Annotated in this window: 22 protein-coding genes; 18 read left to right on the top strand and 4 right to left on the bottom strand. The window is 62.0% G+C overall.

Going from position 1 to position 20,102, the window contains the following annotated elements; genetic code table 11:
* Positions 1-10: 10 nt before the first annotated feature.
* Positions 11-205: a heavy-metal-associated domain-containing protein gene (locus ACX82Z_RS04580; protein WP_012092684.1), complete on the bottom strand. Its 195-nt coding sequence runs from the start codon at positions 203-205 to the stop codon at positions 11-13.
* Between the two features lie 159 nt (positions 206-364).
* Here ACX82Z_RS04580 and ACX82Z_RS04575 point away from each other — a divergent pair, with 159 nt between their 5' ends.
* The 5 genes from ACX82Z_RS04575 to ACX82Z_RS04555 are packed head-to-tail and all read left to right on the top strand — an operon-like array spanning position 365 to position 5,012.
* Positions 365-2,923 (top strand): heavy metal translocating P-type ATPase, encoded by a 2,559-nt coding sequence (locus tag ACX82Z_RS04575; protein ID WP_028034409.1) that lies wholly within the window; start codon positions 365-367, stop codon positions 2,921-2,923.
* Positions 2,924-2,975: 52 nt separating this feature from the next.
* Complete coding sequence (locus ACX82Z_RS04570) at positions 2,976-3,239, top strand: glutaredoxin family protein (protein ID WP_012092682.1); 264 nt, start codon at positions 2,976-2,978, stop codon at positions 3,237-3,239.
* Positions 3,240-3,250: 11 nt separating this feature from the next.
* The gene (locus tag ACX82Z_RS04565; RefSeq protein ID WP_186398810.1) at positions 3,251-4,267 is read left to right on the top strand and encodes a 2Fe-2S iron-sulfur cluster-binding protein; all 1,017 of its coding nucleotides are present in this window, start codon (positions 3,251-3,253) and stop codon (positions 4,265-4,267) included.
* A 20-nt stretch (positions 4,268-4,287) separates the two neighbouring features.
* On the top strand, positions 4,288-4,803 hold the full coding sequence (gene cueR, locus ACX82Z_RS04560; RefSeq protein WP_012092680.1) for a Cu(I)-responsive transcriptional regulator: 516 nt from the start codon (positions 4,288-4,290) through the stop codon (positions 4,801-4,803).
* 2 nt (positions 4,804-4,805) lie between these two features.
* A complete protein-coding gene (locus tag ACX82Z_RS04555; RefSeq protein ID WP_028034408.1) occupies positions 4,806-5,012 on the top strand; it encodes a hypothetical protein in 207 nt (68 codons plus the stop codon).
* A 106-nt stretch (positions 5,013-5,118) separates the two neighbouring features.
* On the opposite strand, the gene ACX82Z_RS04550 is transcribed toward ACX82Z_RS04555, so the two are convergent.
* Positions 5,119-5,580 (bottom strand): c-type cytochrome, encoded by a 462-nt coding sequence (locus ACX82Z_RS04550; RefSeq protein WP_028034407.1) that lies wholly within the window; start codon positions 5,578-5,580, stop codon positions 5,119-5,121.
* On the opposite strand from ACX82Z_RS04550, the gene ACX82Z_RS04545 reads away from it, so the two are divergent.
* The 8 genes from ACX82Z_RS04545 to ACX82Z_RS04510 all read left to right on the top strand — a co-directional run bounded on the left by ACX82Z_RS04545 (position 5,579) and on the right by ACX82Z_RS04510 (position 14,787).
* Positions 5,579-6,055, top strand: a complete 477-nt coding sequence (locus tag ACX82Z_RS04545; RefSeq protein ID WP_197057541.1) for a hypothetical protein — start codon at positions 5,579-5,581, stop codon at positions 6,053-6,055. The genes ACX82Z_RS04550 and ACX82Z_RS04545 overlap by 2 nt on opposite strands.
* A gap of 73 nt (positions 6,056-6,128) precedes the next feature.
* Entirely contained in the window at positions 6,129-7,637 is a 1,509-nt protein-coding gene (locus ACX82Z_RS04540; protein WP_012092678.1) for a multicopper oxidase family protein, read from the top strand.
* A gap of 63 nt (positions 7,638-7,700) precedes the next feature.
* Positions 7,701-8,672, top strand: coding sequence for a cation diffusion facilitator family transporter (locus ACX82Z_RS04535; protein ID WP_012092677.1), 972 nt, complete (start codon positions 7,701-7,703; stop codon positions 8,670-8,672).
* 105 nt (positions 8,673-8,777) lie between these two features.
* A complete protein-coding gene (locus tag ACX82Z_RS04530; protein ID WP_012092676.1) occupies positions 8,778-11,165 on the top strand; it encodes a heavy metal translocating P-type ATPase in 2,388 nt (795 codons plus the stop codon).
* A 300-nt stretch (positions 11,166-11,465) separates the two neighbouring features.
* Positions 11,466-11,954, top strand: a complete 489-nt coding sequence (locus ACX82Z_RS04525; protein WP_012092675.1) for a DUF411 domain-containing protein — start codon at positions 11,466-11,468, stop codon at positions 11,952-11,954.
* A gap of 178 nt (positions 11,955-12,132) precedes the next feature.
* Complete coding sequence (locus ACX82Z_RS04520) at positions 12,133-12,543, top strand: hypothetical protein (protein ID WP_028034404.1); 411 nt, start codon at positions 12,133-12,135, stop codon at positions 12,541-12,543.
* A 118-nt stretch (positions 12,544-12,661) separates the two neighbouring features.
* Positions 12,662-14,215: a CopM family metallochaperone gene (gene copM, locus ACX82Z_RS04515; RefSeq protein ID WP_012092673.1), complete on the top strand. Its 1,554-nt coding sequence runs from the start codon at positions 12,662-12,664 to the stop codon at positions 14,213-14,215.
* Between the two features lie 83 nt (positions 14,216-14,298).
* The gene (locus ACX82Z_RS04510) at positions 14,299-14,787 is read left to right on the top strand and encodes a YqaA family protein (protein WP_231771508.1); all 489 of its coding nucleotides are present in this window, start codon (positions 14,299-14,301) and stop codon (positions 14,785-14,787) included.
* A gap of 81 nt (positions 14,788-14,868) precedes the next feature.
* On the opposite strand, the gene ACX82Z_RS04505 is transcribed toward ACX82Z_RS04510, so the two are convergent.
* Positions 14,869-15,084, bottom strand: coding sequence for a heavy-metal-associated domain-containing protein (locus tag ACX82Z_RS04505; RefSeq protein ID WP_012092671.1), 216 nt, complete (start codon positions 15,082-15,084; stop codon positions 14,869-14,871).
* 469 nt (positions 15,085-15,553) lie between these two features.
* Between ACX82Z_RS04505 and ACX82Z_RS04500 the strand changes: the two genes are divergently transcribed.
* The 5 genes from ACX82Z_RS04500 to ACX82Z_RS04480 all read left to right on the top strand — a co-directional run bounded on the left by ACX82Z_RS04500 (position 15,554) and on the right by ACX82Z_RS04480 (position 19,909).
* Positions 15,554-17,059 carry an MFS transporter gene (locus ACX82Z_RS04500; RefSeq protein WP_012092670.1) on the top strand — a complete coding sequence of 502 codons (1,506 nt, stop codon included), beginning with the start codon at positions 15,554-15,556 and terminating at the stop codon, positions 17,057-17,059.
* A gap of 156 nt (positions 17,060-17,215) precedes the next feature.
* Positions 17,216-18,262, top strand: a complete 1,047-nt coding sequence (locus ACX82Z_RS04495) for a cation diffusion facilitator family transporter (RefSeq protein WP_034658511.1) — start codon at positions 17,216-17,218, stop codon at positions 18,260-18,262.
* Complete coding sequence (locus ACX82Z_RS04490; RefSeq protein WP_459586846.1) at positions 18,259-18,516, top strand: ArsR/SmtB family transcription factor; 258 nt, start codon at positions 18,259-18,261, stop codon at positions 18,514-18,516. The genes ACX82Z_RS04495 and ACX82Z_RS04490 overlap by 4 nt, the downstream gene beginning before the upstream one ends.
* A 269-nt stretch (positions 18,517-18,785) precedes the next feature.
* Positions 18,786-18,962: a hypothetical protein gene (locus ACX82Z_RS04485; protein ID WP_012092667.1), complete on the top strand. Its 177-nt coding sequence runs from the start codon at positions 18,786-18,788 to the stop codon at positions 18,960-18,962.
* Entirely contained in the window at positions 18,962-19,909 is a 948-nt protein-coding gene (locus tag ACX82Z_RS04480; protein ID WP_012092666.1) for a LysR family transcriptional regulator, read from the top strand. Before ACX82Z_RS04485 ends, ACX82Z_RS04480 begins: the two co-directional genes overlap by 1 nt.
* Here the strand turns inward: ACX82Z_RS04480 and ACX82Z_RS04475 are convergent.
* The gene (locus ACX82Z_RS04475) at positions 19,863-20,102 is read right to left on the bottom strand and encodes a DUF2274 domain-containing protein (RefSeq protein WP_012092665.1); all 240 of its coding nucleotides are present in this window, start codon (positions 20,100-20,102) and stop codon (positions 19,863-19,865) included. The two genes, ACX82Z_RS04480 and ACX82Z_RS04475, sit on opposite strands and share 47 nt — an antisense overlap.

Raw genomic sequence — 20,102 nt, 5'->3', positions numbered from 1 at the left:
CAGCTCCTGGTCAGTTTACAGTTGCAGGATAGCCGGCTTCTTCGAGAACCTGCTGAATAGCCCCCGCACTAGCAGTCGTCTCAACCTTGACCGCCCGCGCCTCCGGATTCGTCTCCACCCTGGCGGTGGGGTCGACTGACTGGATCGCCTTGGTGACGGATTTTGCGCAGCCACCGCAGGTCATGTTCTCGATTCTGAGTTCCATGAGAATTCTCCTTGTTTGGTCTCACGTTGCCAAATGTGGGGCTTCCAACCATGGGAAGGTCAATGGCGATTTTTCTCTGTTTGTCCTCTTGACCTTCCCATGGTTGGAAATCCCATCTTCTGTCCGAACTGGAATTTCGGGACAAAAAAGGAGGCGGCTATGAATGCCCCCGTTCGAGCAACAGACCTGTCTGGAACGATATCACTCCCCATTGAGGGGATGACCTGTGCATCCTGCGTAGGTCGTGTCGAAAGAGCCCTCAAGGCCGTGCCTGGCGTCGCCGATGCGGTCGTCAATCTGGCGACCGAAAAGGCGAGCATCACCACGAACGCTGCGGTCGATCCTGCCACTCTCGTCAAGGCCGTGGAGGATGTAGGCTATGAGGTTGCGGCAAGCTTCTCCGCGCCGACGGCAGCCTCGCTTGAAGTGGCGATCGAGGGCATGACCTGCGCATCCTGCGTGGGACGCGTCGAAAAGGCGCTCAAGGCCGTACCCGGCGTCACTAATGCCGTCGTCAACCTCGCGACCGAGAAGGCCACGATCCAGGGCAGCGCCGATGCGGCGGCTTTGGTGGCTGCCATCGAGGGCGCGGGATACGACGCCAGGGTGATCGCCACGGCGGCAGGAACCAGCCAGGGCGAGACGGATGATCGTACCGAAAAGAAGGAAGCGGAACGTCGTGAACTGACCCGCGATTTCACCATCGCGGCGGTGCTGACGGTGCCTGTCTTCATCCTGGAGATGGGCTCACACGTCATTCCGGGCATGCATGACCTGATCGCTTCAACCATCGGCATGCAGACGAACTGGTATATCCAGTTCGTGTTGACGACCATCGTCCTGTTCGTTCCGGGTATCCGCTTTTACGACAAGGGGCTGCCCGCCCTGTGGCGGCTCGCCCCCGACATGAACTCGCTGGTCGCGGTCGGCACGCTCGCCGCCTATGGCTATTCGCTGGTCGCGACCTTCGCGCCCGGTTTCCTGCCTGCCGGAACGGTGAACGTCTATTTCGAGGCTGCCGCCGTCATCGTGACGCTGATCCTGCTCGGCCGTTTGCTGGAGGCTCGTGCCAAGGGACGCACCTCCGAGGCGATCAAGCGTCTCGTCGGCCTTCAGGCCAAGATGGCGCGCGTGCGCAGGGACGGCAAGACGATCGAACTGCCGATCGACGCCGTGCTGTCGGGAGACATCGTCGAGGTTCGTCCCGGCGATCGCATCCCGGTGGATGGCGAGGTCATCGAAGGCCAGAGCTATGTCGACGAATCGATGATCACGGGCGAACCGATCCCGGTGTCCAAAACGAATGGCAGCGAGGTCGTGGCCGGAACGGTGAACCAGAAGGGCGCCTTTGCCATCCGTGCGACGGCGGTCGGCGGCAACACGGTGCTGTCGCAGATCATCCGCATGGTCGAGGAAGCGCAAGGCTCAAAGCTACCGATCCAGGCGCTGGTCGACAAGGTCACGATGTATTTTGTGCCGGCGGTGTTTGCGGTAGCGATCCTCACCTTCGCCGCATGGATGTGGTTCGGCCCGTCGCCCGCGCTGACCTTCGCTCTGGTCAATGCCGTCGCCGTCCTGATCATCGCCTGCCCCTGCGCCATGGGTCTGGCGACGCCGACCTCGATCATGGTGGGCACGGGCCGCGGTGCGGAACTGGGCGTGCTCTTCCGCAAGGGCGAAGCGTTGCAGCTGCTCAAGGACGCCAGGGTCGTCGCCGTCGACAAGACGGGCACACTGACCGAAGGCAAGCCTGCGCTCACCGATCTGGAACTGGCCATCGGATTCAACCGGGCAAATGTCCTCGGTTTGGTTGCGGCCGTCGAAGCGAAGTCGGAGCATCCGATCGCCCGTGCGATCGTGGATGCGGCCGCCGGGGAGGACATCCCGCTGCCGGCCGTGTCGGACTTCGAGTCGGTGACGGGTTTCGGCGTCAAGGCCATGGTCGGCGGCAGCCAAGTCGAGATTGGCGCTGACCGCTACATGGCAGACCTCGGCCACGACGTAGCTGCCTTCGCCAAGATTGCCGAACGTCTCGGCAATGAGGGCAAGTCACCGCTCTATGCCGCCATCGACGGCAAGCTCGCGGCGATTATCGCCGTGGCCGATCCGATCAAGGAGACGACGCCCGCAGCGATCAAGGCGCTGCACGATCTCGGCCTCAAGGTCGCGATGATCACCGGCGACAATGCCCGCACGGCAAAAGCCATCGCGGCTCGGCTGGGGATCGACGAGGTGGTGGCGGAAGTGCTGCCGGACGGCAAGGTCGACGCTGTACGCCGCCTCAAAGCCCAGCATGGCAAGGTCGCTTTCGTCGGCGATGGCATCAACGACGCTCCGGCGCTGGCCGAAGCGGATGTGGGCCTTGCCATCGGCACGGGTACGGACATTGCCATCGAGGCAGCCGACGTGGTGCTGATGTCGGGCAGCCTGCAAGGCGTGCCGAACGCGATCGCACTGTCCAAGGCGACGATCGGCAACATCCGGCAGAACCTGTTCTGGGCCTTTGCCTACAACACGGCTCTGATCCCCGTTGCCGCCGGTCTGCTCTATCCGGCCTACGGCATCCTGCTGTCGCCGGTCTTTGCCGCCGGCGCGATGGCCCTGTCGAGCGTCTTCGTCCTCGGCAACGCGCTGAGGCTCAAGACCTTCCGCGCGCCCGCGCAGGCGGAAAGCGGCGCAGTCCGGCCCCGTCAGCCTGAACTTGCGCCTGCGGAATGAGAAACAGGCGAGCCTGCTTCGGCAGGCTCGCCACATGTAAAGGAATGAAGCGATGACCAATACGGGAACTCCGTCAGTGGTGCTGTATACCACGCCAACCTGCCCCGATTGCCATGCCGTCAAGCGATGGCTTGCTGACCAGGGTGTCCCATTCGAAGAGCGTGACCTGTCAGATCCGCAGATCGCCGAAGAGGCGAAAGCGCGGACCGGCGTGCGCGTTGCCCCGATCACGATTGTCAACGAACAGGTCTTCTATGGCACCTTTGCTGACCAGAAACCTCGTCTGGCGGAAGCCCTGTCATCGGGCGCCGCCTGAGGGAGATTGTCATGGGAAGACAAATCGAAATTCGGCAGGCGGGGCGCATCATCGACGTGCCGGATGGCCGAACCATTCTGGAGAGAGCGCTAGAAGAAGGGATCGCATATCCTCATGGATGCCGTTCGGGCCGCTGCGGCTCGTGCAAGTCCCGACTGGTCAGCGGCGAGGTCGATCTTCTGCCGCACACGCGCTTTGCCCTGACGGACGATGAGCGGTCTCAGGGACTGATCCTTGCATGCCGCGCGCAGCCGCTCACGGATTGCACGGTCGCATGGCTCGATGAGGAGGAAGAACAGCTTGATCTTCCCGTCCGCACCTATCGCACGCGGGTTGTCGCGATCGATGACGCAACCCACGACATCCGGCAAATCAGGCTGGAGGTCGAAACGGGAGAGGCCGTCGCGTTCAAGGCGGGCCAGTATGCGCAGGTGACGTTCGATGGCGTTCCGGCGCGCGACTATTCGATGGCGAACCAGCCGGGTCGAGACCATCTCGAATTCCACATCAGGCATGTGCCCGGTGGAGCGACGAGCGAACACGTCGCCAGGTCACTCAAGGTCGGCGACGAGGTTTCGGTTCGCGGGCCGCTCGGCAGTTCGTTTCTGTGCGAACAGCATACGGGTCCAATTCTGGCGGTCGCCGGCGGATCGGGACTGGCGCCGATCAAGTCGATTGTCGAAACGGCGCTGGCAAGCGGCCTGCGGCAGCCGATCCATCTCTATTTCGGGGCACGGACGGAACGTGATCTCTATCTCGTCGATCATTTCAGTCTTCTGGCGAGCACCTACGACAACCTCACCTTCATGCCCGTGCTTTCGGAGGTGAGCCGATCCGATCACTTCCGAACCGGCCTGGTAACGGATGCGATCGTGAGTGACGTGCAGGACCTCAATGGCTGGAAGGCATATATGGCCGGACCGCCTGCCATGATCGATGCTTCCGGCATCATGCTTCGCGAACTGGGCTTGCGCGGCGAGGACATACATGCGGACGTGTTTTTTACGCCCGAAGAAGCGCCTACATAAGTCGAAGAAAGGAACCAGCGATGAACATCGGTAAAGCAGCGGCGGCATCAGGCGTCTCGGCGAAGATGATCCGCTACTACGAATCGATCGGATTGATCGCGGAAGCGTCGCGGACGGATAGCGGATACCGGGATTACTCCGATAAGGACGTGCATACGTTGCGTTTTATCAGGCGTGCGCGCGATCTCGGTTTCTCGGTCGAGAAAATGACGGAACTGCTTGCGCTCTGGCGAGACCGAGACCGGGCGAGCGCGGACGTCAAGCGCGTGGCGCTCGAGCATGTCGAAGAACTTGAACGGAAGGCGCGTGAACTCAGGGAGATGAGCATGACGCTCAAGCACCTTGCCGAGAACTGCCGGGGCAATGCCCGGCCGGACTGCCCGATCATCGATGAGTTGGCGACGACTGATGACCCTGAGACCAGCCCCACACACACCCGCGATCGTTCCGGCGCGACAGGGAACAGGTTCGAGCACACGAGGCCCGTCGTGTCGGCGAAGGCGGAAAGAAGCGGTCACGGTGCCAGGGAGCAATAGCCATGACGCTTGCCGGCGAAATCCTGCACCTGTTCAAACGGGCATGTTCGGACGGCGACATGGAAGTTGCCGAGAAGCTATTGCAGGCTCTTGAACTGATTGATGCGCGAGGGCTCGGCGTCGCAGCTTCGCACAAGCCGTTGTCTCAAGCTTATCTGGCTATCGGAGAACTTCCTGTGCCTCCGAAAAAATGTCAGCGGCATCACTAGGACATCATCCGTTCAATGAGGCCCAAGGATGGATGAGCCGGAAACGGGACGGGTCAATGCCGACTTCGCAGGTCAACAACTGCCCGCGTAGGCGGGACTCCGAAACTCAGCGGCGGCGGGAGACCTCCTCCTGATATCCGCGCTCTCGTTCCGGCCAAGTACTCTTAATAAAAGCGAGGACAGCCCGGATCTCGCCGTCGCTCAGGGCATCGGCAAAACCAGGCATGTCGCTCTCATAGCTCCCTCCGACGATGGCCGCTGTACCCTCCTTGACGATGCGGAACAGCATCTCATCGGCATGGTGCCAGGTGTGGCCGCTCTCGTCGTGCGGCGGTGCGGGCAGCCGACCGGAGGGAGGCGGCGAGCGCCAGTCCGGCTGCCCTTCGAGATTCGCACCGTGGCAAGACGCGCATTGATCCGCATAGACTTGTCGGCCCTGCTCGACGACCTCCGCTGATGCCGCAGCGATGGATTCGGAACGGGCGTAATGCCACCCAGCCAATGTCGCCACGATCGCACCTGCGAGGAGCGACCCTGCCCAGAATGTATTTAGGAGCTTCTTTCGCATGGCACGCATGTTCAGTAACGAGGAATTGCAACGCACGAGATGGCAAGGAGGATTTGCCAGTGGTGCGACACCATTTGCAATAGACATTCCGGTGAGTAGTACCTATCGTTCCAGTATGTTTGCGCGCGTTGTCTCCATGCTTGCCATAATCGGCGTCGCCGTCATGACGATGGCATTCTCCGCGCACGCGGCACGAATGAGCATACCGCCGGAACAGGCTGTGCATGTGGGCGAGATTACAAACTCTGCAGCCGGCATTGAGCCTGCATGCACCAGCAAACACTGCGGATCGGCAGACATGGATGCGGGAACCTGTGAACTGGTTTGTGCAGGTTTTTCAATCTTTCTCGTATCACCGAGCGGTGGTTCTGGAAACCAATACACGTCAACCGCCTATGTTCTGCCGCCTGATGCCAGCATTCCCGGTCGGGCGCTCGGACTGAACGAACGCCCTCCGAAGATCCGTCTCCTCTGATCGCGCCCGGGCATTCGGCCCGCGGCCTTCCGACAGCTTTGAGGAACGGGACTGCGGTCCCGAGGAGACGACCATGAATACCCTTTCACGACGCGGCTTTCTCGCCGCTGGCGCGGCCATGCTGGCCTACGCTCAGGTGCCCCGGATGGCGGCAGCGCAGGACGCCACGCCGCTATCGCTTCGCGCCGCCAGCCGCACGCTCGACATCGACGGACGCGCCGCCACTGTCTGGGGCCTTGCCGGGCCATCCGGACAGGGCCTGACACTCGATCCCGGCATGCCGTTCCGGGTGGATCTAACGAACGAACTCGACACCGCCACACTGATCCACTGGCACGGCCAGATCCCGCCCAATGCGCAGGATGGCGTGCCCGACATGCCCTTGCCGATGCTCGCCCCCGGCGAGACTCGCGCCTATGACTTCGCACCGCTGCCCGGCACCTATTGGATGCACGCGCATGTTCCGCTGCACGAGATGCGCCTTCTGGCCGCGCCCCTGATCGTGCGCAGCGCCGAGGATGTCGCCGCTGACCGGCAGGAGGTGGTACTGTTTCTGCATGATTTCTCATTCAAGGCACCCGAAGAGGTGATGGCGGAGATCAAGTCCGGCCATGGTGCCACGGGCAATCACGGAAGCGGCACAGGCACAGGCACGGGCGGAATGTCAGGTATGAACCACGGCGCGATGGGAAACATGCCGATGACTGGCATGGATCACGGCGCCAAGGGCGGCATGATGGGAATGGGGACCATGGACGGCATGACGATGGACCTCAACGACTACGACTGGGACGCCTATCTTGCCAATGATCGTACGCTCTCGGACCCGGAAGTGGTGCAGGTCGAGCGCGGCGGGCGTATCCGCCTGCGGGTCATCAACGCCGCTGCGGCGACGGTGTTCTGGCTCGACACCGGCGAAGCGCAGGCCCGGCTCGTCGCGGTTGATGGCCATGCCGTTCAGCCGCTCTCCGGCACGAGGTTCGGTCTGGCCATGGGCCAACGGCTCGACCTTGAGATCGACCTGCCTTCGGAGGGCGGTGCCTGGCCGATCCTCGCGCTGCGAGAAGGCGCGCGGGAGCGCACCGGTCTGATCCTTGCCACTCCGGGCGCCGAGATACGGCACATTGATGCTTTGGCAGAGACCGAAGCACCGGCCTTTGACACCGACCTTGCGCAGGAGACGCGCCTGATCGCTTCCGAATCCTTGCCGGAGCGGCCGGTGGACCGCAGCCACATGGTGATGCTGGGCGGCTCGATGCAGCCCTATGTGTGGACGATCAACGGTGCCGTCTGGGGCCAGCATCGCCCGGTTACCGCGAGGCGCGGCGAACGGATCGTGCTGTCCTTCCACAATATGTCGATGATGGGTCACCCGATGCATCTCCACGGCCATGTGTTCCAGGTCGTCGGGCTGAATGGACGTGCGGTCACGGGCGCGCAGCGGGACACGGTGTATGTGCCGCCGATGTCGATGGTCGACGTGGCACTCGATGCCGGAGAAGCCGCGCGCTGGATGCTGCATTGCCATCACATGCCGCATCTTGAAACAGGCATGATGACCGAATTCGCGGTCAGCGCATAGGCAGCGTGCTGGCAGGAGGACGCCGGCACCGGCGTCCTCCTGTGCAACAAGGAGGTGAACCCTATGTCAATGTCTCACGGCGGTCATGCCGGCCACATGCCGGCGAGTGGTGATCGCAAAGCGCTCGTCATTTCGGGCTGGCTTACCGGCCTTTACTTCATCGTGGAACTCGGGATCGGCATCTGGACGGGCTCAGTCGCCGTCATGTCGGATGCCTTCCACACCTTCTCGGCCGTGGGCGGCGTGCTCATTGCGCTGGTCGCCATGCGTCTGGGTGAGCGAAAATCCAGCCCCTCGCGCACCTTCGGCTACATTCGGGCGGAGATCCTGGGGGCCCTCTTCAACGGCCTCTTCCTCGTCGCCATGGCTCTCTACGTGCTGTGGATGGGCGCGATGCGCCTCATGGAGCCCATCGAACTGGCCACGACGCCGATGTTGATCGCCGCAGCGGGCGGCATCGCCACCGAGCTTGTCGCGCTCTGGCTCATGTACGAGCGCCAGAAGGACAACCTGAATATGCGGGGTGCGTATTGGCACATCCTGCAGACCTTCGTCGGCAGCTTCCTCATCATCGTCTCGGCGCTGGTGATCCGATTCACGGGCTTTGTGGCCATCGATCCGCTGCTTGGCATGGCCTTCGGACTGCTGCTGCTCTGGGCTTCCTGGGGTATTATGCGCGAGGCATTGCACATCCTGCTGCAAGGCACGCCCGAAGACCTCGACTTGGAGGCCGCCATCGAGGCCATACGGCAGCTAGAGGGGGTTACCGACGTGCACCACGTCCATGCCTGGAGTCTGACATCCGGGCGCAATGTATTCTCAAGCCACGTCTGCGTTGGGGACTTTCAGGAAGGCGAACGGGTGCTGCGACAAGCAAGCAATCTCCTGCGCGAGCGTTTCAACATCTACTTCTCGACGTTGCAGATCGAGGAATACTGCCTCGACGGCGAGGACTCTGCGGCCGAGATTGACATCATGCAGTCTCAGACGGGGCAAGAACGGACCAGCATCGGAAAGATCCACGACAATCACTGATTGGCAGGAACCCCGGATTCCGATCACCTCTTGACCTTCCAACGGTTGGAAGGCGCAGAATAGGCGAAGAGCAAGCTTAGGATAAGACGCCGAGGAGGCGTGAAAATGGCCAGCAAGACCGAACACGATCACCAGAATCAGAGTCACGCTCATTCCGCCCAAGGTCATGCGCATGATCACGGGGCCGTCGCGCAGGACGACACGCACAAGGTCAAGGACCCGGTCTGCGGCATGATTGTCGATCCCCACACGGCCCAGCACAAGGCCGAGCATGCGGGCCGGCCCTATTATTTCTGCTCGGCCGGGTGCCGCGCGAAGTTCCTGGCCGAGCCCGAAAGCTATCTCGATCCGGCGGCGGCGGAGGTAGTACCGATTCTCGAGGGGACGGTCTATACCTGCCCGATGCATCCTGAGATCCGGCAGGACGGCCCCGGATCATGCCCGATCTGCGGCATGGCGCTGGAGCCGGTACTGGTCAGCCTTGAGGCCGAGCCCAATGTCGAACTGATCGACATGACACGCCGCTTCTGGATCGGCCTCGTTCTGGCGATCCCGGTGTTCATTCTCGAGATGGGCGGGCATCTGTTCGGGCTGACTCATGCCATCGGGCAGCAGGTCTCGAACTGGCTGCAACTGATCCTCGCAACGCCGGTCGTTCTCTGGGCGGGCTGGCCGTTCTTCCAGCGTGGCTGGCAGTCGCTCGTCAACCGCAGCCTCAACATGTTTACACTGATCGCCATGGGCACGGGAACGGCGTGGATATACAGCGTCGTCGCCACGCTGGCGCCGGGCATCTTCCCAGATGCATTCCGCCAGCATGACGGCTCGGTCGCGGTCTATTTCGAGGCGGCCGCGGTCATCACTGTGCTCGTGCTGCTCGGGCAGGTGTTGGAATTGCGGGCGCGCGAGAGCACCAGCGGCGCGATCCGGGCGCTGCTCGACCTCGCCCCCAAGACCGCCCGGATCATTCGTGACGACGGCACCGAGGAGGAGGTTCAACTCGACACCGTTCGGGTCGGCGACCGCCTGCGGGTGCGTCCCGGCGAGAAGGTGCCGGTCGATGGCGAAGTTCTGGAAGGACGCAGCGCCGTCGATGAATCGATGGTGACTGGCGAGTCGATGCCGGTCACCAAGGAGGTCGGCGCCACCGCCATCGGCGGCACCATGAACCAGTCCGGCGCGCTGGTGATCGAGGCGAAGAAGGTCGGCCGCGACACCATGCTGTCGCAGATCGTCCAGCTCGTCGCCGAGGCGCAGCGTAGTCGCGCGCCGATCCAGCGCCTCGCCGATCAGGTGTCGGGCTGGTTCGTGCCGGCGGTGATCGTGGTCGCAATCCTTGCCTTCATAACCTGGTCGATCTGGGGTCCGGAGCCGCGCTTCTCCTTCGGTCTGATCGCGGCGGTTTCCGTGCTGATCATCGCCTGTCCCTGTGCGCTCGGGCTGGCAACGCCGATGTCGATCATGGTCGGCGTCGGGCGTGGCGCACAGGCGGGCGTGCTGATCAAGAACGCCGAGGCGCTGGAGCATATGGAGAAGGTCGATACCATCATAGTCGACAAGACCGGTACGCTGACCGAGGGACGACCCGCCGTCACCGCAATCGTGCCGGCGCCGGGGTTCACCGAGGACGAGGCTTTGCGGCTTGCCGCCAGCGTGGAGCGGGCCAGCGAGCATCCGCTGGCGCTGGCCATCGTTCGCGCTGCCGAGGAGCGGGGGATCGTGACCGCACCGGTCGCGGATTTCGACTCGCCGACCGGCAAAGGCGCCTACGGCACGGTCGAAGGCAAGCGCATTCCCCTTGGAAATGCCAAGTTCCTAGCCGAGCAAGGCGTTGATGTCGCCCCACTGGCGGATGAGGCCGACCGGCTGCGCGAGGACGGGGCAACCGCGATCTTCATGGGAGTGGACAACCGCATCGCTGCCATCTTCGCCATCGCCGATCCGGTCAAGCCCTCGACGCCCGAGGCGCTTGCCGCGCTGAAGGCGCAGGGAATCCGCGTTGTCATGCTTACGGGTGATAACTGGACCACGGCCAAGGCGGTCGCCCGCCGGCTCGGCATCGACGAGGTCGAGGCCGAGGTCCTGCCCGACCAGAAAAGCGCGGTCGTGCAGCGTCACAAGGCGGCAGGCGAGGTGGTGGCGATGGCAGGCGACGGCGTGAACGACGCACCGGCGCTGGCGGCGGCCGATGTGGGCATCGCCATGGGCACCGGTACCGATGTGGCAATGGAAAGCGCAGGCGTCACATTGCTCAAGGGCGATCTCACGGGCATCGTCCGCGCGCGCCGGCTCTCGGAGGCTGTCATGCGCAACATCCGCCAGAACCTATTCTTCGCCTTCATTTACAACGCGCTCGGCGTGCCGGTGGCGGCCGGGGTGCTCTACCCGTTCTTCGACATCCTGCTGTCGCCGATCATCGCGGCCGCCGCCATGGCGCTGTCGTCGGTGAGCGTCATCGCGAACGCCTCCCGGCTGCGGGTCACGAGATTGTAGGAGGCTGACGTGGGCGAAGGTCCTCCATCTGGAAAAATTGGTGACGATGGTGGCGCCAACAGCCCGGATACCGTCCCATCCTTGCGCTAAGTCAAAGTCTGCGGCGAAGGGGGCCGCTATGAGTATCTTTGCGACGGAAGGGCAGAACAGGCCATGATGCAATGTCATGATGTCGGGCGGGATGATGTGGGGCATCGTTCTTCTGGTGCTCGTGCTCCTTACCGCCGCCGCTTTGATCAAATACGTATTTTTCCGGTGATCCAGCTTTGACGAAGTTGCGGCCCAGATGGAGGAACTGAGATGCAAACCATCCATATGATCAGCAGGCGCTCCTTCCTCGCCAGCGCCACCGCGTTCCCCCTCCTGCTCTCAACGGCGGGAACGGTTCGCTCGGCAGGACTGCCTCTGGTGACCGTCACCAAGGATACGAATTGCGGGTGCTGCGGCGCATGGGTCGAGCATATCGAGGCGGCCGGCTTCCCGGTGAGCGTCGTGGAATCGAGCGAGGTCGAAAGCCTCAAGCAGCGGCTCGGCGTCCCGGCGGCGTTGTACTCCTGCCATACGGCCGAAGTGGACGGCTATGTCATCGAAGGACATGTGCCGGCCGCCGCGCTTCGCCGCCTCCTGGCCGCGCGCCCGCTCGCGACAGGGCTTGCGGTTCCCGGAATGCCCGCCGGCTCCCCCGGCATGGACTTTCCCGGCGTGGTCCCCGAGCCATACGAGGTGTTCCTGTTCGGCCCTTCCGTCCAGAAAACCTTCGGGCGTTTCCGCGGCGCGCGGGAGATCTGAGTGGAACGGTGCTCATGATCCATCCGGTCGCCATCAGTCCGATCCAGAACCGGGCCTGCGGGGCAGACCCTGCCTTTGTCAGGAGCTCTGGTTGCCTGGGCTCGGATACTGACGGCCGCAAGGATGTCATCTGGTGCGTGGCAACTCTCCATCCCGACCTCGACAAAGAAGCCAAGCCATGAGCAGGAGCTCGACTGCGGCTTTCGGATCGAAAGGCGACTGGCTCCGCCAGTTCCTGACAGGCCTGCTGCTGCTTGCGTTCAGCGCTTTTGTTTTCCTGGCAGCGGCGCATGCCAGCCCGGGCACACACGGCTCGTATCAGGATCAGACCGTTGCGGGTGCACAGCATGAGGCCCATTCGAATTACTCCGACGACCGAAGCAAGGCTGCGGACGAACGATGCTGTCACACTGAAACGGCGCCGGACCGCGATTGCGGCCAGCTCTGCACCATTGTTGCCCTGCTACCCGAGGCGCCGCCTGTGATGCCATCCTCGGACGGCGAGCCATTGCTCGGTTTCCAGGCCAGCGATCTGGGCCGAAATCCTTCAGTCCTCCTGACACCACCGCGTCTGACCGCCCCTGCGTAGTGAACGCATCGGCCGGGAGGTGTTCTTCTCGGCACTCAAGCAGCAAACAGTCAGACGAAGCCACGGTAGGCGCGCGTCCAGAAATTAGACGCGGCTCTCCGGTGCCAAAGGATGAACCATGACGTACCGAACAATAGTTGCCCTTTCTGCCAGTCTCTTGATGGGAGTCTCCGGCGCTGCTCTGGCGCAGCAGGCAGAGCATGACGCCCATCACCCTCAGACGCCGCAGGCCCAGGAGGAACGGGCCCCTGCCTCCATGTCCCCTTCAGGACAGATGCCTTCGATGCAGGACATGCCGAAGGAATGCCGGGCCATGATGGAGACCATGCCCCAAGCGTGCATGGACGCCATGCAGCAGATGATGCAGGGCGGCATGATGCACGGTGGGATGGCCGCTCCCCAAGGCGGAGAGTCGGCTCCAGCCGACGCCGATGTCGCCGACTTCACCAAGGCCTATGTCGATGCGATGGAGGAGATGCACGGTCCGATGATGGAGGGCGTCATGGCCGAGGACCCGGACGTCGCTTTCATCCGGGGCATGATCCCGCACCATCAGGGTGCGGTCGACATGGCGAAGATCGTGCAGCGATACGGAGATGACCCGCAGACAAGAGAGTGGGCGTCTCAGATCATTGAAGCACAGGAACGTGAGATCGCCGAAATGCAGGCGTGGCTGGACAGGAATGCCGGCCAGCAGCCTGCCGGCTTGGTCGAGACAGGCGGAACCGTGTACTCCGCCAACGAGGGCGACAATTCGATCAGCGCCATCGAACTCGGCACGGGTTCGGTCGAGACGGTGCAGATCGGAGTCTCACCGCACAATGTCGATCGGACACCGGACGGGAGGCTGTTGCTCGCCGTCGGGAGCGCTGCCTCCGATCACGCTCACGGATCGGATGACCAGGGACATGCCGATGCCGGCAACGGGCTTCTGGTGGTGCTCGATCCGCAGCAGCTGTCACAACCCGTCGGCACAGTAGAAGTCGGTGCGCATCCGGCGCATGTCGTCGCCGATCGTAGCGGCCGCGCCTATGTTTCGCTGTCCGGCGGGAACGAGATTGCGGTCGTTGATCTCGCAGCGGCTTCGGTGATCGAGCACATCACGACCGGAGCCTATCCGCACGGGCTGCGCCTCAACCCGGATGAGAGCGAGCTCTATGTGGCCAATGTCGAGGACGGCTCGGTCTCCGTCATCGACACGCAGGAGCTGACCGAGGTTGCGCGCATTCCGGTGGGCGCAGCGCCTGTTCAGGTCGGGTTCACGCCCTCGGGCGATCAGGTCTACGTCTCTCTTCGAGACGAGAACCGGGTGGCCGTCATCGACACCGCATCCCGCGAGGTGACGAACAGGATCGACGTCGGGCCGAACCCGATCCAGATGTTCGCCACCCCGGATGGAGCCTACGTCTATGTGGCCAATCAGGGCACCGAGGCGGAACCGAACGACACGGTCTCCGTGATCGAGATTGAGTCCGGAAACGTGATCGAGACGATCACCACCGGGAGCGGCGCCCACGGCGTCTCGGCATCGGCTGACGGGGCATTCGTGTTCGTAACGAACATTGCCGATGACAGCGTTTCGATCATCGACGTGGCGAGCCAGGAAGTGCTCAAGACCGTGCCGGTCGGCGATCGCCCGAACGGCATAGTCTACGCCGGATCGAACCAGTAAGCAGCGCGGCGCCGGAGCGAAACAGCTCTGGCGCCAGACTTGAGAATTGAGAATAGCTATTGGCGTCGATGAGCAGAGCCGGCGTGCATGACGAACTTCGAGGCAGCACGGCATTGGTTGCAGACATCGGAACTGATCTTGTCGCATATGCCGCCCTTTTCGTAAGCGCGTTCACGTCGGCGACCCTCCTACCAGGGTCGTCCGAGGCAGCGCTCCTGACTCTTCTAACAATGGGACAGGCCAACCTCGTCACCCTAGTGGGCGTCGCAACGGCAGGAAATGTGCTCGGCTCCTTGGTGAACTGGGCGCTGGGCAGGTTCCTCTCAGGGTTTCGAGACCATCGCTGGTTTCCGATTGACGACAGGTCATTTAGCCGTGCATCAGATTGGTACGGACGTTATGGCGTGTGGTCTCTACTCTTGTCCTGGCTGCCGATTATCGGCGATCCGCTGACAGTTGTGGCAGGAGCACTGCGAGTTGACCTTTCTCGTTTTCTCATATTCGTGTCGATCGGCAAAGCGGCACGCTATCTCTTTGTCGCCGGCGCATTTCTCTGGTGGAGCGGTTCTTGAGTGTACTTGCACGTCGAGTCGAGCTGTTGAGAATGGCGGAGACGAAGGGGCGCAGCCGAGCCGCCACCGCGCCCAGAAGCCTCACGCGGCCGCCGACTGGTCCTTGCGTTCGGCCGGATAGCCTGCCTCGGTTAAGGCGGCGGGGAGTACCTGCTCGTCCACCTTCGTGGTGACCGTCACTTCGCGGGTGGGTGGATTGGTGGTGACATCAGCCGCCGGATCGACGCTCAGAAGCGCGTTGTTGACCCGGCGCGCGCAGCCGCCGCAAGTCATGTCGGGAGCAGTGAATCGGAACATGCGAACTCTCCTCTGTTGGGCGTTCACGGACAAATCTGGTCCTTGCCACGTTGGCAAGGTCAAGGGTCAACGAGGAAAAATGATATCGCGGCCAAGGCGGCCTTGACCTTCCCATTGTTGGAAGCCCCATCTGGGGTGCAATGGATCAGGAAGGAAGCATGTCAAGACGAACCTTGTTCCGGCGAATTTGCTGCTAGGACCGTCTGACCGCCGCCCGTTCCTGCCGCGCCAGGCCGCTCGGCCCGTCCGTGAACGACGAATCTGGTCATGTCATGGCCAGCTAGACCACTGATCGCCATTGCCTGATCGGCGCTTCTCGCATGCAAAATGTGGGCGATGTGCAGCTCATCGGCTTATAGATCAAGTTTCAGCGGATTTGGGAAGCAATTTGTTCTTGACCTTCCAGCCGTTGGAAGGATTAGGGGTCTGCGACATCTGAACGCCCCATGAAAAATAACAGGAACTCCGGATGTCTACGCTCTCCCCCCAAACGCCGAAGCCTCCGGTGGCTTCGTCACCTGCAAGCACGACATTGCCGCTGGCCGTCATTGCGACGGCTCAGCTCATGGTGGTGCTTGACGATACCATCGCGAACATCGCCCTGCCGACACTCCAGAACGAACTCGGAATGTCGGCTGCGAGCCTGCCTTGGGTGATCAACGCCTACGTTCTCGCCTTTGGTGGACTGCTGCTGTTCGGCGGCAGGTTGGGCGATATCTATGGCCGGCGGCGCATGCTGCAGGCGGGCATGGCGATCTTCACCATTGCTTCCCTGTTCGTCGGGCTTGCCCAGGACAGCATGAGCATAATCGCGTCACGCGGTCTACAGGGCGTGGGTGCGGCGCTGACGGCCCCCAATGCTCTTGCCTTGATCGCGACGACCTTCCCCGAAGGCAAGGCGCGCAACGGAGCGATGGCCGTTTACGGAGCAATGTCCGGCCTTGGTATCATCGCCGGGCTGATCCTCGGCGGGCTGCTGACGGGGCTGCTGGGCTGGCGCTGGGCCTTCTTCATCAACATTCCCATCGGCCTGGCTGTGCTGGCGGGGTCAAGAACGCTTGTCGAGGCGGAACTGCACAAAGGCCGCCCGGACTTCACCGGCGCGCTCACCAGCATTGTGGGCATGGCCGCGCTCGTCTATGGGATCACCCGTGGCGGCGAACATGGCTGGACGGACAGCATCACGCTCGCCTCGTTCGCTACCGCCGCGATCCTGCTGCCGCTGTTCCTGATCTTGCAGTCGCGCAGCAAAGACCCGCTTCTGCCGCCACGTCTGTTCAAGGAGCGCAACCGGGCGGGTTCCTACCTCGCCATGCTGCTGCTGGGCTTCGGTCCGATGGGGATGATCTATCTGCTGACGCTCTATTTGCAGCACATCCTCGGCTACAGCCCGATCATGACCGCGCTGGCGTTCCTGCCATTCGGTGCGGGTATTATCGTTGGGGCCATTGTCAGTTCCAAGCTTGTCACGCGGTTTGCGCCGCGCGAGGTGGCAGCGCCCGCCGCACTAATAGGCGGCGCTGCCTTGTTCTGGCTCGCCAATATCGGACAGGAACTCAACTATATGTGGCACTTCATGCCCGCGGCCTTCCTCACCGCTTTCGGTTTCGTGGGGGCCGTGATTGCACTGGCGCTGACCGCCGTCAAAGGCGTGCAGACACAGGAGACGGGCATCGCATCGGCGCTCTTCAACGCCTCGCAACAGATCGGCGTCGCCTTGGGGCTGGCCGTCCTTTCGACCATCGCAGTCTCTGCCACGGCTGGCAGGTTGCCGGGTGCACTCGCCGCCCTCTATCGCGGGCGGGAGACGGGTGACGCCGGGCTAGTGAGATCGGCCAGCGATGCGCTGATCCACGGTTATGGTCTTGCGCTTGCGGGAGCTGGAGCTGCCCTCGTGATTGCCGCAGTCATTGCCGCGGTTCTGGTCAACGCTAAGAGGGGACAGGTTTCTACCGGCACGATCGCTGTCCATTGACAGGATAGTCATTAAGCCTACGGCGCGGTTCCGTGGCGCGCTACCCGCCGTAGGCCTTGCGCAGACGCCTGCTTGGACGAATTGCAAGCGGAGCGGTTGACATACAACATATGAACACATATTCATGTGTTGTATGTCAACCGCATGAGCCCTGAAATGTCCCATTCACACAGCCATGGTCATTCTCATGATGACCATTCCCATGATCACTCCCATGCGCCGACCGTCACGAGCGATAATGAGCGCAAGGTCCTTCTCTCGTTCTTCCTGATCCTCACGTTCATGATCGTGGAGGTGATCGGCGGTCTGATCTCAGGATCGCTGGCGCTGCTCGCCGACGCTGGACATATGCTGAGCGACGCGGCTGCGCTGGCGCTAGCTTATGCCGCCTTTCGGTTCGGACGGCGGGCGGCAGACTCCAAGCGGACCTTTGGCTATCTGCGTTTCGAGGTCCTTGCCGGTTTTATCAACGCAATCACGCTATTCGCGATCGTCGTCTGGATTGTCTATGAAGCCTGGCAGCGCTTTCAGGAACCGCATGTTATCCTCGCGGGTCCGATGCTTGGCGTCGCCATTGCGGGGCTCCTCATCAATATTCTCGTGTTCTGGATTCTGACGCGCGGAGATACCGAGCACGTGAACATCAAGGGTGCCATCCTTCATGTGTTGGGCGACCTCCTCGGCTCTGTGGCAGCGGTTTCAGCCGCCATCGTGATCATGTACACGGGTTGGACGCTGATCGATCCTATCCTCTCGGTGTTTGTCTCCCTGCTGATCCTGCGCGCCGCGTGGAATCTCCTCGGCAAGTCGATACATATCCTGCTTGAAGGTGCGCCAGATAACGCGACGCCCGAGAAGATCGAACGCCATCTTGTCGAGAACATCGCTGGCGTGGCGTCGGTGAGCCACATCCATGTCTGGTCGATCACGTCCGGGCGGACCTTGGCCACCCTACATGTGCGGCCGAAAGCCGATGTCGATGCTCGCTCGGTGATGCGCGCGGTCGAGCGTGAGTTGAAGTCACAGTTTAAGATCGAACATCCGACCATCGCCATCGACTGGAATGACGATGCGGACGCGTGCAGCCTGTCGCAAGCCTCTGCCTTGACGGGGCACGCGCATGGGGATCGACACGACCATGATGGGCATCACCACAACCATGGGCCTGAGCATGTCCACAGCAAGCAGGAGCATGAACGTTGAAGCAAGCCCCGTCCCTGTCGCAGAACGACGTAACCGTACTGGCAGAGACTTTTCGCCTGCTGGGCGATCCTACACGGCTGAGAATTCTGCTCTTTTGCCTGCCGGGTCCAAAGTCCGTCGGCGACATTGTTGAGAGCCTGGGACTGTCGCAGACACTGGTTAGCCACCATTTACGCCTGCTCAGAGGTGCACGGCTCGTCAGGGGGAGCGTCGGTCAAAGCAGGTTTTCTACGAAGTGGCAGACAGTCACGTGAGCGACATGCTGATCGACATGGCAACCCACATCGACGAGGAGCACTTTGATGACTGACAAACAAGGCTTCTTGGCGATGTGATGCCTGTACCGCTGAAGAGCGGGCCGCTAATGCGTTCGTTGAAGCAGGCAGCAGCACTTATCGCCGACACGGCAATCTTCACGCTGCGGTTAAGACCGGGACTTAAGCAATTTCGGTCTTGACCTTCCAATGGTTGGAGGCTGCACGATCTTGCTTGATACCCGTTTCGTCAATGCAAGGCGGCAGAAATGAAGGACCAAGCGAAGAACCGTTCGTCCGTCGACAAATTATTCGGCTCGCTGATCGCGGAAGGGTACGTTTATGCAGATGATGCCGCGGACCTCGATGATGGTGCCGACATACGGATTCGTTTGGGCTTTCTCCAGACATTGATGTTGGCGACCAGAAGCAAGGTGGCCGCATAATGCGGAAAGGGGTCAAGTGTTCGGATAAAGTCGAGCTTCGCCATCTCCGCTATTTCGTGGCTGTGGTCGAGCATGGCAGCTTTCGCAAAGCAGGAGCTGCGGTTGGACGGTCGCAAGCTGCAATCAGTCGGTCCATTGCCAAGCTGGAAGACGAGATTGGCGCCTCCTTGTTTCACCGGCATACATGGGGCGTATCGCAAACCTATGCCGGCCAGCGATTCCTCGTACACGCCCGCAGGGTCATCAGGACTGTTGGAGAAGGCGCTCGAGAGGTTGCCTCCGCAGGTCGTTCTGAAAAGGGACGTGTCCGGATCGGTATTTATTCCTCGATCGCTTCCGGCTTTTTGGCGGAGTTGCTGGAAGTTTACGGCAGGCGACATAGCGCGGTGAGAATCGAAGTGGCTGACGGGAACCCCGCAGAGCATGTCGCAGCGATCCGGCAACTCAATCTCGACGTCGCCTTCATCACTGGAACACGAGACTGGCCGGATTGCGAACGCGTCCTCTTGTGGTCGGAGCGTGTGTTCGTGGTCTTGCCTGACCATCATGCCTTAGCCAACAGGGAGGAAGTCGTATGGCGCGATCTGGCCGACGAGTCCTTTATCGTCAGCGAGACTGCTCCGGGACAGGAAATTTACGATCATCTGGTGCGGCGGCTGGCGGATCTCGGCAGGCATCCCGAGATCCAGGTGCAATATGTCGGTCGGGATAATCTGGTGCCGCTTGTCGCCCTCGGCCGAGGGCTGACTTTGGTGAGCGAAGCCATCACCGTCGCACAATTTCCGGGTGTGGTTTACCGACCGATCCTCGGCGAGGTTCTGCCCTTTTCGGCCGTCTGGTCGGCGAGCAACGACAATCCCGCCTTCCGTCGCTTTCTCAGTCTGGCGAAAGCAATGGCCGTCAGACCTGCGACTTCGGAGACAGGACGGAGCGCCGTGCTTTCGTGAACCCCCTGTCAGTGGCGATAAAGCGCTCCAACATTGGCACGATCAGCCTGACAGGATCAGCGGCGGGTTGGCCGGTCTCGCGGGCCAGCACCTCGGCATAGGTCGCAAGATCGCGATGAAGCGGCCCCGGCAGCTCTACCGTAACCTTGACGGGCTTGTCCTCGACGATGGGACCGAGTTTCAGTTTTGTCAT

Source organism: Aliihoeflea sp. PC F10.4 (assembly GCF_054612275.1).
This window is presented reverse-complemented; position numbering and strand designations above follow the sequence as displayed.

Coding starts and splice junctions, on each gene's coding strand:
- ACX82Z_RS04580 (WP_012092684.1), bottom strand. CDS start 205: ATGGAACTCAGAATCGAGAACATGACCTGCGGTGGCTGCGCAAAATCC.
- ACX82Z_RS04575 (WP_028034409.1), top strand. CDS start 365: ATGAATGCCCCCGTTCGAGCAACAGACCTGTCTGGAACGATATCACTC.
- ACX82Z_RS04570 (WP_012092682.1), top strand. CDS start 2,976: ATGACCAATACGGGAACTCCGTCAGTGGTGCTGTATACCACGCCAACC.
- ACX82Z_RS04565 (WP_186398810.1), top strand. CDS start 3,251: ATGGGAAGACAAATCGAAATTCGGCAGGCGGGGCGCATCATCGACGTG.
- cueR (WP_012092680.1), top strand. CDS start 4,288: ATGAACATCGGTAAAGCAGCGGCGGCATCAGGCGTCTCGGCGAAGATG.
- ACX82Z_RS04555 (WP_028034408.1), top strand. CDS start 4,806: ATGACGCTTGCCGGCGAAATCCTGCACCTGTTCAAACGGGCATGTTCG.
- ACX82Z_RS04545 (WP_197057541.1), top strand. CDS start 5,579: ATGGCACGCATGTTCAGTAACGAGGAATTGCAACGCACGAGATGGCAA.
- ACX82Z_RS04550 (WP_028034407.1), bottom strand. CDS start 5,580: ATGCGAAAGAAGCTCCTAAATACATTCTGGGCAGGGTCGCTCCTCGCA.
- ACX82Z_RS04540 (WP_012092678.1), top strand. CDS start 6,129: ATGAATACCCTTTCACGACGCGGCTTTCTCGCCGCTGGCGCGGCCATG.
- ACX82Z_RS04535 (WP_012092677.1), top strand. CDS start 7,701: ATGTCAATGTCTCACGGCGGTCATGCCGGCCACATGCCGGCGAGTGGT.
- ACX82Z_RS04530 (WP_012092676.1), top strand. CDS start 8,778: ATGGCCAGCAAGACCGAACACGATCACCAGAATCAGAGTCACGCTCAT.
- ACX82Z_RS04525 (WP_012092675.1), top strand. CDS start 11,466: ATGCAAACCATCCATATGATCAGCAGGCGCTCCTTCCTCGCCAGCGCC.
- ACX82Z_RS04520 (WP_028034404.1), top strand. CDS start 12,133: ATGAGCAGGAGCTCGACTGCGGCTTTCGGATCGAAAGGCGACTGGCTC.
- copM (WP_012092673.1), top strand. CDS start 12,662: ATGACGTACCGAACAATAGTTGCCCTTTCTGCCAGTCTCTTGATGGGA.
- ACX82Z_RS04505 (WP_012092671.1), bottom strand. CDS start 15,084: ATGTTCCGATTCACTGCTCCCGACATGACTTGCGGCGGCTGCGCGCGC.
- ACX82Z_RS04500 (WP_012092670.1), top strand. CDS start 15,554: ATGTCTACGCTCTCCCCCCAAACGCCGAAGCCTCCGGTGGCTTCGTCA.
- ACX82Z_RS04495 (WP_034658511.1), top strand. CDS start 17,216: ATGTCCCATTCACACAGCCATGGTCATTCTCATGATGACCATTCCCAT.
- ACX82Z_RS04485 (WP_012092667.1), top strand. CDS start 18,786: ATGAAGGACCAAGCGAAGAACCGTTCGTCCGTCGACAAATTATTCGGC.
- ACX82Z_RS04480 (WP_012092666.1), top strand. CDS start 18,962: ATGCGGAAAGGGGTCAAGTGTTCGGATAAAGTCGAGCTTCGCCATCTC.
- ACX82Z_RS04475 (WP_012092665.1), bottom strand. CDS start 20,102: ATGACAAAACTGAAACTCGGTCCCATCGTCGAGGACAAGCCCGTCAAG.